The following is an 11,965-nucleotide window of genomic DNA, read 5'->3' as shown; positions in this document are numbered from 1 at the left end:
CTATGTGTATAAGAGACACCTACGGGCCTTCGGCCCTCCGTTCGCGCCTGACCTTCGGTCAGGCGGCGGACCCGCTCCGCGTGCCCGCACCCGGGCTTCGCCCGAGTGGGCCCGGCGCTCCGCGCTCGGGCCGGCACCACTCCGCTTCGCTCCATGGTGCCGGTGGGCTGATGCCCGTTCACATGGTTGAACTGGCGTCCTGGCTGAACTCGCGACAGGCTAACTAGGGAGAGGGGGGCATGCTGGTCGGCCCCGCCGGGGGTGGTGACGCACTGTGACAGGGACGGGCGTGGGCCTGTCGGTGCATCAGGTGATGCAGTGTGCAGGGCCAGGAGTCTCCCCCAGTCCAATGTATCAACTGTCGGGCGTCAGGGGATCCCGCCGGATCGAGGGTCCCCATTCCCGGATCGAGGCCCGGACGGCAACCCGGCGCAGCCAGCGTCGGGCCACTCGGGCGGGCCCGACGAAATCCCGCACCGGTGTATCAGGAAACGAGCATCAGAGAATCCCGCCGAATTCCCTGCACGGCCCCAGACGGGCACATGAAAGGGGGCCTCGAATTCTTGTCGGGAATTCGAGGCCCCCTTTTTCTTTTCCGGGGGTGCGGCTCAGACGGCCGGGCGGTAGCCGCCGGGTGGGTTACGCCCCGTCGTCGGTCTGCGGATCCAGAGGTTGTGCCGCGGCCCATCGCTGGACGAACTCCGCACCGGCGGGGGTGAGCTGGTACTTCTCCACAGGGAGGACATGGTCGATGCGTATGCCGCCCTCCCACTGCACCCGGGCCAGGTATCCGTCCTGGACGAGGTACATCAGGTGCAGCCACGAGCCGGCGCCGAGCGAGAGAGGGACCATGTTGGCCGGGTCGACTGCATCGTTTCTCAACATGCCCGCGTAAATCTCGATCACGCGCCGCTCCAGGTCGCCGTAGCGGCTGTTGAGAACGGCGAGGTTCGCCTTGTACTGGCGCAACGCCTTGCGGTCGATCTGATCGGGCCCGTTGCCCTTGCGCCGGTGGCAGGTCGGGCACAGGGCGATGAGGTTCTCGAACTCGTGCTTCCTCACCCTCGCCCAGTCGTTGATGTGCTCGATGTCGACCGGGTGCTGGCGGCAGGTGGGAACGGCGCAGCGGTGGCCGGCCTCGACGAGGACCTGGCGGCGGAGTGCGGCGGGTACGGCGGAGCGTCCTTCAGGCATGGCGGCAGCATAGGAGCTTGGGCGGACAGGTCCCGTCTTGGACCTGTCCGCCCATGGTGACGTCATGACGCCGCGGTGGTTCAGGCGGTGGGGCGGTAGCCGCCGGCGAGCAGGGCGGCGGCCTCGGTGCGGTAGGCGCTGGCGGTGGTGGAGAAGACGCCGCACGCGTCCGCGATGGTGTGGAGGTCGATGGCCTCGGGGTCGGGGGTCTGGCCGTTGGGGGTGGTGGCCAGGATCATGCGGGCCACCCGGCGGGCGGCCCGTTCCCGGGGCGTGAGGCAGGCGGCGTCCTCCGCTTCGAGGGCGCGGGCCTCGGCTTCGGCGGTGCGGGCCTGGGCTCTCGCTCGGGGTCTGACGCCCGGGCAGGGCGATCCGCCCCGAACGGGCTGCGGGGCGACAGTGCAGATGATCACCGGCTCCAAGCTGACACCCGTGGCGTGGTCCTCGTTCAGGAGGTGGGGTTTCTAGTCTCCGCAGGTCGCTGGTCATGCGACACGCCCGGGATTTCAATGTGATGGAGATCACTATGTGCTCAGCACGTAGCAAATGATCAAGCTTCTACCTGCGTTTTTAAGCTGTCACGCCGTTTCGGTATAAGCCCCCCTCGCCACTCGTCACGAGGGTTCGTTCTTGCCCTCTGGGGCTGAAGTGTGCTTGCTGCGATCGATACGCTTCGTCACAAGCAAGAGGAGCCTCCGGCCAATGCTGGCGAGCTCACCCGGAGGCTCCTCTTGTGAAGCACACCCCTGTCCAGAGGTCCCAGAGAGAAGGGCTTCACCATGGAGTCTAGAAGTAACAACACGCCCGCCAAGAAGGCTGGCCCCGTGGAGCCGCGCACCCGCAGCGTCTTTCGGTTCGTGGGGTTGCACGTGCTGCGTGGCGCAGCAACAGCGTGCGGTACGACGTTGATCACGGGCGCTGTGTGGTGGCGGCAGAACCGCTGATCCTTCGGCTTGCCGGTCCTGGTGCCTTTGGGGGTGCCAGGACCGTGGTCGGTGCCTTGTTGTGCGGCCCCGGGCGACGGCGTGCCTGGGGCGGGTCAGATGTCGATCATCATCCGCAGGTAGGTGCGGATCTCGTCGGCTTCCTTGTCGGTGACTGTGCCGAGCGGCCGGCTGCCGGTGAGGCGTTGCTCGGAGATGGTGCGGACGTCGTCGGTGCGGGCCCAGCTGGGGCGGTTGAGGCCGGAGCGGGGGGAGGTGACGGGGACGTGGTGGGGCAGGCCGCGGTCTTGGGTGGTGAGGGGGACCACGATGGCCATGGCGGTGGGGAAGGCGGCGAACAGGGGGCTGGAGACGACCACGACGGGTCGGCGGCCTGCCTGCTCGGAGCCGATGACCGGGGAGAGGTCGGCCATCCAGACCTGCCAGGGGGCGGACTTGCGGCTCACGCTTCACCGCCCAGGCCGTCGCCGGCCACGGCGTCCCACTCGTCCAGCTCGTTCTGGTAGTCGGCCCAGGCCGACTCGTCGGCCTCCAGGCGAGCGTAGGCGGCCAGGATCTGAGCCTTGCGGTGTTCAGTCAGCAGGTGCTCCAGGGCGGCGTTCAGCGTGACTCCGCCGAGGTCGTCGGCCGCCAGGCGCGCGAGCTCGTCGCGCACCCCGGCCTGCACCTTTATAGTCGTCATCGTCATACCAGCCAGAATACCGGCAGGTATACCGATCCGCATGCCGCTTCCTCCGGGTGGGTGCAACACGGAGGTGCAACGCGCCCTGGGTGAAGCGGACCTCGCGGACGCCCAGGTCGCGCACGGCGACCGTGCCCAGCCGGACGATCTCCTCGTCGGTCGGCAGGTCTGGCTTGGCCAGCCACTGCAGACCCTCCTCCACCATGCAGTAGGTGCAGCGCAGATTGCACCGGTCCGTGAGGGAGACCCGCAGGTCGACAGCCTGCCGACCGAAGGTGTCGAGGAGCGCCTTCGTCAAGCGTGCAGTACGTGCAGCACCAGTCGGGCCAGGCGAAGTGCCACAGGTCAGCCACGTCGGGTCTGGATGGTTCCGGCTTCTCCCGAGTGTCCTGAGAGAGGCCGTCATAGAAGCTGGCAGCAACCCGACCGCGCCGGAGTACGGGTTTCCGAGAAGGCTCAAGAAAGCTTCAGACAAGCAAGTTGTTCCTTCACAAGCACATCGCTTTGCCATGACATCGTTACCCGCCGCGGCTGGCGCCAGCCCCTTGCATGATCCACTCCGCGAAGGGAAGTCCCATGACCTACGCAGTCCGCAACGACCTGCGCTCGTTTCCGGTCCGCCGGTACTGGCTGATCACGGTCGTTGTCATCATCGTGGTTGGAGCCACTCCCTGGGTCGGCGAGCCGGTGGCCACTGCCGCGCTTGGCGTCCTCACGGCTGCCCTCCCCATGGCCGGCCCGGCCCGGCGCGACCGGAGGCGATGACCTCAGTCCGTGCTGTCACCGAGCCGGTGACAGCACGGACGTCATGACAGAGAGTTCTTTGGCCGGCACCAGCCGGACGCGGGAGAAGAAGCACAGCGCAGCGTCCCGCCCGAACGAACAGCGCCCGCCCCCACCCACCAACACCACACACCACCAGGCAGGGCGCAGGACAGGTATGTCGGCCCGGTGAGAACGGCCCGGTGGCACTCTGGGCTGCTGTTCTGCTGCTGGTCCGGTGGCGGGCTGTGAGGCTGAACGAGCGGCCGAACGCGCACCCAAGCGGGCACCTGAGTGAGCACCTGTAGGCGCAGCTGTACGAGCGGGGCGGGCGGCGCCCGCCTTCCCGGACACCCACCGGCCGCCCCGCCCCGGCTGCCAGGCCCAAGCGGAAAGAGCACAGCGCAGCGTCGTCGGGGCCGACGTGCGCACCCGCTCCCCACCCCACACCACCACCCCATCGGCGGGGCAGGGGGCGCACAGAGGTAAGTCGGCATCGGGCCGGGTGAACTAACCGGGCTTGAGCTGCGGGAATGCCTCCGGTCGGCCCTGGAGGTGGTTCTCTAGTCGAAACCAGAAACGAAACCCGGTACGCAACCAGATACGAAAGTGCGGCGACTGCGCGCCTTGAGAATCAAGGTGCTCGCAGTAGCCGCATTTTCCGGTGTTTCTCAGCGCTTCTTTTCCTTGGCGTCTTTCGGCTTGCGTGGACCGAATACCGTGCGGAGGAAGGAGGCGTTCTCGGCGATCTGGACGCGTTCGCTGTGGGCCTGGGCGGCCTCGGTGATCTGCTGGGCCGCTTCGGCCTGCGCGGCCTGGTCCGCCTTCTGCTGGCAGAAGTGGCAGAGCTTCTCGCCGTCGGAGGCGTAGCGGGGGTTCTTGTACTTGTCGGCGGTGCGGTGGCATCCGGGGCAGGCGGTGGCGAGGAGCTCGCGTTCCTGGCGGCGGCGGTCGGCGGCATCCTGGTCGGCCTGCTGCTGGGCGCGCTGGGCGTTCTGGTGCGCCGCGTACGCCTGGGGTCCGTCGTTGTCGTCGAGGGCGGCGTGGAGGGGCTGGAGGGGTCCTTCGCGGCCGGCGCGGCGCCAGACGGCTGCGAGGGGGCCGCGCTCGATCAGCATCTCCAGGCTGGTGAACAGGATCGGGATCGCTTCGCTGCGGTCGTAGTAGCCGTCGCCGAGGTGCCGGCCTTGCCAGTGGCGGCGGGTCATCTCGGTGAGGGCCGTCACGCGTTGGCGCATGGCGCGCTCGCCGAGGTGGCCGAGGACGATGGCCACGGGCGGGTAGCCGGGGCGGCCGGTGTCGGGGTAGGTGCGGCGCCAGTGCGGCTCGGTCTTCTTCCACTCCAGGTAGCCGATGGTGCCGCGCGAGTGGGGGTTGGGCAGCGGGTGGCGGTGGTCGAAGAAGCCGCGGTAGTCGTCGAGCTTCTTGGCCACGATCGGGTTGGACTCGTTGTCGAGGTCGACCTCGACCAGGAGCACCGGGATGCGGTGGTCCGGGGCGTGGAGGACGGCGTCGGCGCGGACGGTGGGCTTGTGTGGGGTGAGGTGTTCGATCTCGGTGGCCCACTGGTCGATCCGGCCGAAGCCGGGGCTGACGCCGGGGGCGGTGCGGTCGCCGTTGACCTGCTTCTCGGGGATGTTGGGGCCGGTGCCGCCAACCACGAAGCTGATGATGGTCTCGGTGACGGCCAGGGCGTGACCGGCGGCGGAACTGGCGCCGGCCTTGCGGGCGATGCCGCCCATGTTGCGGCCGTCGGGGAACAGCGCGCGGGCGGCGTCACGCCCGGCGGTGGTCATCCCCCAGATGTCCCGGCCGTCCTCGCCGGTGCCGTGCTTGACGGTGATCCGCTTCTTCTCCAGATCGTTCAGCGCGGCGCGGGCGAACTTGTTCTCCAGGGCGTGCGGGCGCAGCAGCCGCCAGAGCTGGTGCGCTGTGACGATCTTCAGAACGGCAATGGCGCGCTGGACGTCGGCGCGCACCTCGTTGTTGGAGCCGCCGGGGTTGGCCTTGGAGGCCTTGCGGGTGCGCTTGCGCGGCGCGGCGACGGCAGCCTGGCCGTCGGGTTGGTCGGGTGTGCCCGGGGCGGGCTGACGGTGGCTCACGGCGCTCCCCCTCGCTGGTCTGCGGTGCGGTGGCTGACTGCTCTGCATACCGCACGCCGCCGACAAGTCGATCACGCCCGCACCGGCCGCCGCCGACCGGCACCGCCCGAGACGCCGGCCCGCTGCTCCGCCCCGCATCGGCCGACCGGTCTGCCCGCCTCCCGGCAACCGGAACGCCGAGCTGCCCGGCTGCGGCGCGAGCACCGGGCTCCGCCCTGGGGGTCGGGGGACAGTCCGGGGGTTGGGCGAAGGACCGAAGTGGCCCGGAGCGTAACCCTGAGGGAGCCGCGCCAGGCGACAGAAGGGTTGTCGGCGTTTCTGGGCGGCCTGGAAAGGGGGTCTGACCTGTGTTGATATGCCGTCAAGGTGAGGGGTGACCGGAAGCGGTATCGGAAGCGGTACCGGAAGTGTGGCGCCGGACCGATCCGAGCCTGGGACAGCGGGTCGCGGGGCGATTCTCACCGGTCGCCGGCGGGCCACCTGGGCGGCCGGGCGGTGCGACGGCGGGGGTGCGGACGTGGCGCAGCGCGGCGGTGGCGTCGACGGCTTGCTCGGCGGGCCGCTGGGCGGGCTGTGGGGCGGGCGGACTGGTGGGTCCGGGACGGCGGCCGGGCCCTCCCAGGGCGGCTGCTGGCGGCTCTGGGGGCGCTAAGGACGAACGCGGCGATCGTCTCGTTCACCGCCATCGCGTGCTGCGCGCCCGAGCGGCCCGCGCCCCGGGCGGTCGAGCCCATCTCAGAGCGGGGCAGGCCGAGCACGTGCCCGGCCGCCTCCAGCCCGGCCGTACCCTCCAGCCGTCACGCCTTTTGCCGGGCCTTGGTGCTGCCGTCGGAGGCGACCAGGCCATGCAGCGCGAGATCGCGCAGTGCCTGCCGGATCACGGTGTTCGACGCCGCGCCGGGGCGCAGCAGTCGCTGGAGCTGGGTGGCGGTGGCGACCTTGAGGACGCCGAGCGCGCCGAGGACGTCGGAGCGCAGGGCGCTGGTCGTGCCGTTCGGGTCGGCAGCGCCTCGGACGAACGCGGTCCGGCCCGGACGGAACGGCTCGGACGGAACGGCCGGTTCGACGGCGTACTCCTGGCCGTCGTTGTCGTCGGGCTCTGCGGGGCGCTGAGGGGTGTTCACGGGCTTCTCCCGGAGTCAGCGGTGGGGCTCTCGCTGCTCCGAGGGATATCCCGCTACCCTGGCCGTCATTTGGGGGTGTTTTCGGAAGCGGGTCTGTGGGTGAGCCGATTTTCGGCTCGCCCACAGACCCGCACAGAAACTAATGCCCGTTCTAGATGATTCCTTCAGCCTTCATGCGCCGGATCTCCTCCAGCCAGCCCGATGGCTCGTCACTCAGCTCTTCCTCGTCGAGTGCACCCTGATCGAACCGCTGGCCGTCGGAGAATCCTTCGGCCCATTGGATGCAGGTAGGCCGTTCTCCCGTCGGAGATTCACAGAATTCTAGGACGGCCCTACGGATCGCTTCGAGGGGGAGAATGCTTTCCCGTACGTGATAGCGGGGGTATCCGGTTTCCGCGACCAGTTTCGGGTCGAAATCTGGCGGGGTGGGGTTGTCCGAGATCCATGTGGAGGCGTAGATCCCGCCGGTGCGGCAGCGTTCGCTGTTTCCGTCGACCTCCCAGACGATGGCACCGTATCCAAGGGACTGGTTGGCGGACAGGTAGAGCCTACTGTCGGAAATATCGCTGTTCGCGGTAAAGAAAGCGAACGAGGCCATGCTGCCGGGGAAGAACGTTCCGTTGTCGAAAGTCTGGCGCGGTTGCAGGGAGCCGATGGCCGTGTCAATGGCTTCCACGATCTCGGCAGTTCCATTGGGGGCGTACGCCGGTCGCGACGGATGGGATACCCTCAAGATCACGAGCCTGCTCCTTTTACATGTGAGTTTCCGGGGAATTTTACCATCAGCGAGCCCGTCTTCCCTTGACCGGCATGGCAATCCAGTTCCCGTTCTTTGTGGGATAGTGAACGACCATCGTCTGATCCGTGTAAAGGACCTCAAACATCGCAGCCCAGCAGGTATCGCCGTGCTTGGAGTCGCCGCCGAACTCCTTTGCCCGGCATATCCCGTCGGTGTTATTGATGATCACATGGGACCCGCTCGGGACGTTGCCCTTGGAAATATTCCATGCCACCTTGGTTTCCACATGATCAAACGAGGCGTAGCGGGCCAGATCGCTGGGCGGCTGGTATATTTTGTTGCCGAGGCTTCTGAGAAAGTCACTGATCTCGAAGGTCGTCGCCTTGACGCTGGCTTTTCCCTCGCTACCGCTCTGGACTATCTCATTGACCAGGGATAGCTTTCCGTCCTTGTCCGGGACCATGATCTGCCCCATGGTGGGACCCTCATCGTTCAGACGGACGCCGAGCTTCTGGTAGATGGCGTCAAGGAGTTTGGTGGGGCAGTTGTGGGTGAGCAGGGTGGTGTCGCCGGCCAACACGTAGTACGTGTGGAGGTCGTCGACGGTGAGGTTGTGGGCGGGCTCGAGGCCGGTCCAGTGGCGGACGGAGGCGATCTGGGCGGTGGCACCGGTGTCGGTGCGCAGGGTGTCGCCGGTGGCGAGGTCGTGGGCGTCGGTCCACTGCCCGGTGTTGACGGTCCAGAAGGGGTGGTGGTCGGTGGAAGTGATCGTCGAGGTCTTGCCGTCGAGGGCAGTGACGGTGAGTTCAGTGAAGTCGCGGTCGTCGGGGGTGTAGATGGTGTTGGTGACTTCGCGCGGCCCGCTCTCCCCGGTGAGGGGGTCGGCGGCGGCGACCTTGTCGCCTTGGCGGATGTCCTGGATGGGCTTGGCGGTGCCGTCGCCCATCAACACTCTGGTGCCGGTGGGGAAGCTGTCGAGGCACTCGGGCAGCTTCGGCTTGACCGGGGGCTTGGGCTTGGCGAAGGGGTTCTTGCTCTTGAGCCAGGAGAGGACGTCCCCTGCGGCCTCTGAGCCCTTTTCGCCCCACTTGAAGAACTTGATCGCGGCGCTGCCGTAGCCGACGACGGGGATGATGCTGATGCAGGACAGGAGCATGTCCTCGCCGGTGGTGCCCTTGTAGCCCGCGAGGACCTCGCCCTGGTACCAGACGCAGTTGGAGCCGTCGGCGGCAAGGTCTCCGACGATGGGGACGAGGCCGGCGAAGTCGAGGGCAAGGTGGCCACCGGTGGAGAGGTAGTCGTACCAGCTGGCACCGCCGTCCACCTTGGCCTGCTGCTGGGCGGCGGCGAGCGCCCTCCACAAGGCGTCTTCGGACTCGACCTGCTGGGCGGCCTTCTGCCTGGCCTCGGTGACGGCCGCCGTGAGGTACGTGGTGGCGATGGCCTGAGCTTCGTCGCGGCTCTTGCCGGCGTTCTCGGCCGAGGTGCGGGCCGCCGCCACGGCGCCGAGGGCGGTGTTGGCGGACGCACGGGCGGCAGCCGCACTGCCCTGGGCCAACTGGGAGGACAACTGGGCGGCGCTGGCGCTCTTCGCGGCCCTGTCCTGGGCCGCTCGAGCGGTCTTCGCGGCGGCGGCGGCCTTGTCGGCAGACCCCTGGGCCCGGCTGGCGGCGGCCTGTGCCTTCTGGGCCGCGGCTGCGGCCTCGCCGGCGGCTTGGTTGGCGCCGGCCGCAGCCGCTTCGGCCTGCGAGGCGGAGCCGGCCGCAGCGGCCGCGGCCTGGGATGCCAGTGAGGCGCTCTGCCGGGCCCAGGCGGCGGCCTGACGCGCGCCCTCGATCAGATTCTCGACGGAGGCGACGTGAGATGCGGCCAGTTCGTCCAGGCGCGCGGCGTAGTACTGGCCGCTGTCGAGGAACTCGACCAGCGCCGGCAGCGGGCTGTCGTAGGCGACGGTTGCCGCGGCCTTCACCTCCGGCCCCTCAGCCTGCTGGAGCTGTGCCATCCGCAGCCGGTCGTCGCTCTCCTTCGCGCTGTACTGCGTGACGGAGAGGAAGGTGGTCAGCGACTCGAGGGTGTTGGTGTCGTAGGCGGCGTAGCCGGCTTCCTTGACCCGGGGGCCCCCGGCTTCGGCGATCTGGACGACCTTGACCCGGTACTGGCTTAGCGCGGCTTGGTGCTGGCCGGTGACGGTGAAGGCCTCGAGCTGTGCGGGGTCGCCGGCCAGGGCGGCGGTGGCGGCGGTGCGCACGCTCTCGTAGGGGCTGTTGGCGGCGATCTGCTCGGTCAGGACGTGGGCGTCCTGTTCGCGGGTCTGCTTCCAGCCGGTGAGGGCGTAGTCGATGACGGCTTCGTCGTTGCCCGCCAGTGCGTACTCGGCGGCGGCCTTGCTCCAGGGCCCCTTGGTCTTCAGCGCGGCCAGTGCCATCTTGCGGCCGTTGGTCACCACGGTGGCCGACGGGGTGCCGGGCTGGGCGGCCTGCTGGGCCAGTTGCTCGGACTCGGCGTTCAGACGCTGGGCGGTTGCCTTGGCCGCTTCCGCCGCGCGCAGGTTGCGCTGGTAGGCGTTGTTGGCCTGTTCGGCGCGCAGGGTGGCGGAGGCGGTGCGGGCGGTGCGCTGCTCGGCTTCGGTGGCCTGGGCGAGCGCGTGGATCTGCTCCGCCTTGGCGACCGCGTCCGTGGCGTCGTTGGCGGCTTGCTGGGCGCTGGCGGCGTGAGCGGCGGACTGCTCGGCGGCGTTGTGGGCGTTGCCGGCGTGCGCGGAGGCGTCGCGGGCGGATTCCGCCGCGCGGGCCGCTCGCTGGGACGCGGAGGTGGCGGCGTTTCCCGCCTCGGTGGCGAGGCCTGCGGCCTGGCGGGCCAGGGATGCGGCGGCGCCGGCCTGGCGGGCCGCTTCGGTGGCGCCCTTGCGGGCGGAGGAGGCGGCTTGGCGGGCCTTGCCTGCGGCGGCTCCCGACTGGTTGGCGTAGCCGCCGGCCTCGTCGGAGGCGTTGCTCGCGGCGGTGATGTTCGCCTCGGCGGACTTGGTCGCGTCGGCGGCGATGGCTGCCTGCTGGGCCGAGTTGGCGGCGCGGGCGGCGGCGCTGGCGGCGAAGCCGGACAGCTCGGCGGCCTTGGCGGCGCCGGCGGCGGCGTCCTCGTCCTTCTTGCCGGCGGCTGCCGCGTTCAGAGCACGGGTGGCGGCCTGCCCTGCCTTGATCGCCGCGCCGGCGGCCTGGGAGGCAGCCGAGGCGGCGAGCTTGGCGGCGTTGTTGGCGCGTGCGGCGGCAGCGGTCGCGGCGGTGGCGGCTTCGCCGGCCAGGCGTCCGGCTTCGGCGGCGCGGTTGGCGGCGGCCTCGGCCCGGGCGGTGTCGTCCTTGGCGGCCTTGGTCTCGGCTGCAGCCTTCTCAGCGGCCTCCTTCGCCAGTTGGGCGGAGACCCGGGCGCGCTCGGACGCCTCGATGGCTGCGGCCTTCTCCCGGTCGGCCTGGTCGCCTGCTTCGCCGGCCTGCTTGGCGAGCTCGGCGATGGAGGCGAACTCCTGGTCACGGGCTCGGGCGACGTGCTGGCCGACGTCGAGGAATTCGCGGATCTCCTCGAGGGTGCCGTCGTAGGCGAGGGTGCCGGCTGCCTTGACGGCCGGGCCGCCCGCCTCGGTGACCTGGACGAGCCTGAGGCGGTCATCGCTCTCACGGGCGGCGTACTGGCCGTCCTCGAGGAAGGCCCGCAACTGCGCCGCAGGCTGGGCGACCGCCGCGAAGGCCGCCTCCTTGGTGCGGGGCCCGCCGGCTTCGCCGATCTGGGTCGTCAGGAGGCGCTGGTCCGATTCAAGGGCGGCCTTGTAGCCGTTCTGGAGGAACACGGCGACTGCGGCGTCCCCGCTGCTCAGGGCTGCCTGGGCGGCCGCGCGCACGCGCGGGCCGGCGATGGTGACCATCTCGACGGCGGCGAGGCGGTTGTCGGCGGCCTCGGCGGCGGCGAGTTCACCGCCCGCCGGGTTGTCCGGGGCGCCGAGGAAGAGACGGACCTGGTCCGTGGTACCGGCCAGGGCGATCTCTGCGGTGGCGCGCACCGATGGGCCGCCCTCGCGCCAGGCCTTCAGCACGCGCCCGCGATCCGACAGCGGCGGCGGCGCGGGCTGCTCGCCGGAGGCGACCTGCGCGGTGGACAGGAGAGAGGCCAGCAGTGTGACCGGCAGTACCCCGCGGGCGAGCCAGCGGAAGCGCGCACCTCCCTTCGATGACCGCGGCTTACCTATGCCTGAACTCACGGCGAACTCCTTCCAGGATTCTTCGAACGGAATGCGGAAATAGCGGTTCCCCCCGCACCGGGGGGAACCGCTCATCGAGCACGGAAATACATGTGGACTAATGGCATGGCAGCACCAACCAGGCATCTGACCTGGCCAAATACCGAGTCGATCGCCGCCGATGATCATACAG

9 protein-coding genes and 1 pseudogene are annotated in these 11,965 nt (G+C 69.5%); 1 reads left to right on the top strand and 9 read right to left on the bottom strand.

Annotated features, from left to right (window positions below):
• Window positions 1-639: 639 nt before the first annotated feature.
• The 5 genes and pseudogenes from ACFVYI_RS33390 to ACFVYI_RS33370 form a co-directional block, all read right to left on the bottom strand.
• Complete coding sequence (locus ACFVYI_RS33390; protein ID WP_387892520.1) at window positions 640-1,194, bottom strand: HNH endonuclease; 555 nt, start codon at window positions 1,192-1,194, stop codon at window positions 640-642.
• 80 nt (window positions 1,195-1,274) lie between these two features.
• Window positions 1,275-1,607 carry a hypothetical protein gene (locus ACFVYI_RS33385; protein ID WP_387892518.1) on the bottom strand — a complete coding sequence of 111 codons (333 nt, stop codon included), beginning with the start codon at window positions 1,605-1,607 and terminating at the stop codon, window positions 1,275-1,277.
• 626 nt (window positions 1,608-2,233) lie between these two features.
• Window positions 2,234-2,584, bottom strand: coding sequence for a type II toxin-antitoxin system PemK/MazF family toxin (locus tag ACFVYI_RS33380; protein ID WP_387892516.1), 351 nt, complete (start codon window positions 2,582-2,584; stop codon window positions 2,234-2,236).
• Window positions 2,581-2,826: a hypothetical protein gene (locus ACFVYI_RS33375; RefSeq protein ID WP_387892524.1), complete on the bottom strand. Its 246-nt coding sequence runs from the start codon at window positions 2,824-2,826 to the stop codon at window positions 2,581-2,583. Before ACFVYI_RS33375 ends, ACFVYI_RS33380 begins: the two co-directional genes overlap by 4 nt.
• A 61-nt stretch (window positions 2,827-2,887) precedes the next feature.
• Window positions 2,888-3,226: pseudogene (locus tag ACFVYI_RS33370) on the bottom strand (radical SAM protein); the annotation flags it as partial.
• A gap of 170 nt (window positions 3,227-3,396) precedes the next feature.
• Between ACFVYI_RS33370 and ACFVYI_RS33365 the strand changes: the two are divergent.
• Window positions 3,397-3,585, top strand: coding sequence for a hypothetical protein (locus ACFVYI_RS33365; protein ID WP_387892514.1), 189 nt, complete (start codon window positions 3,397-3,399; stop codon window positions 3,583-3,585).
• A gap of 668 nt (window positions 3,586-4,253) precedes the next feature.
• Here the strand turns inward: ACFVYI_RS33365 and ACFVYI_RS33360 are convergent.
• The 4 genes from ACFVYI_RS33360 to ACFVYI_RS33345 all read right to left on the bottom strand — a co-directional run bounded on the left by ACFVYI_RS33360 (window position 4,254) and on the right by ACFVYI_RS33345 (window position 11,793).
• Complete coding sequence (locus ACFVYI_RS33360) at window positions 4,254-5,684, bottom strand: replication-relaxation family protein (protein WP_387892512.1); 1,431 nt, start codon at window positions 5,682-5,684, stop codon at window positions 4,254-4,256.
• Window positions 5,685-6,481: 797 nt separating this feature from the next.
• Window positions 6,482-6,808: a hypothetical protein gene (locus ACFVYI_RS33355; protein WP_387892510.1), complete on the bottom strand. Its 327-nt coding sequence runs from the start codon at window positions 6,806-6,808 to the stop codon at window positions 6,482-6,484.
• A 151-nt stretch (window positions 6,809-6,959) separates the two neighbouring features.
• Window positions 6,960-7,547, bottom strand: a complete 588-nt coding sequence (locus ACFVYI_RS33350) for an Imm1 family immunity protein (RefSeq protein WP_387892508.1) — start codon at window positions 7,545-7,547, stop codon at window positions 6,960-6,962.
• A gap of 43 nt (window positions 7,548-7,590) precedes the next feature.
• Window positions 7,591-11,793, bottom strand: a complete 4,203-nt coding sequence (locus ACFVYI_RS33345) for a polymorphic toxin-type HINT domain-containing protein (RefSeq protein WP_387892506.1) — start codon at window positions 11,791-11,793, stop codon at window positions 7,591-7,593.
• Between the last annotated feature and the right edge of the window lie 172 nt (window positions 11,794-11,965).

The sequence above is a fragment of the Kitasatospora sp. NPDC058218 genome (genome assembly GCF_042882445.1).
GTDB lineage: Bacteria > Actinomycetota > Actinomycetes > Streptomycetales > Streptomycetaceae > Kitasatospora.
This window is presented reverse-complemented; position numbering and strand designations above follow the sequence as displayed.

Coding starts and splice junctions, on each gene's coding strand:
- ACFVYI_RS33390 (WP_387892520.1), bottom strand. CDS start 1,194: ATGCCTGAAGGACGCTCCGCCGTACCCGCCGCACTCCGCCGCCAGGTC.
- ACFVYI_RS33375 (WP_387892524.1), bottom strand. CDS start 2,826: ATGACGATGACGACTATAAAGGTGCAGGCCGGGGTGCGCGACGAGCTC.
- ACFVYI_RS33365 (WP_387892514.1), top strand. CDS start 3,397: ATGACCTACGCAGTCCGCAACGACCTGCGCTCGTTTCCGGTCCGCCGG.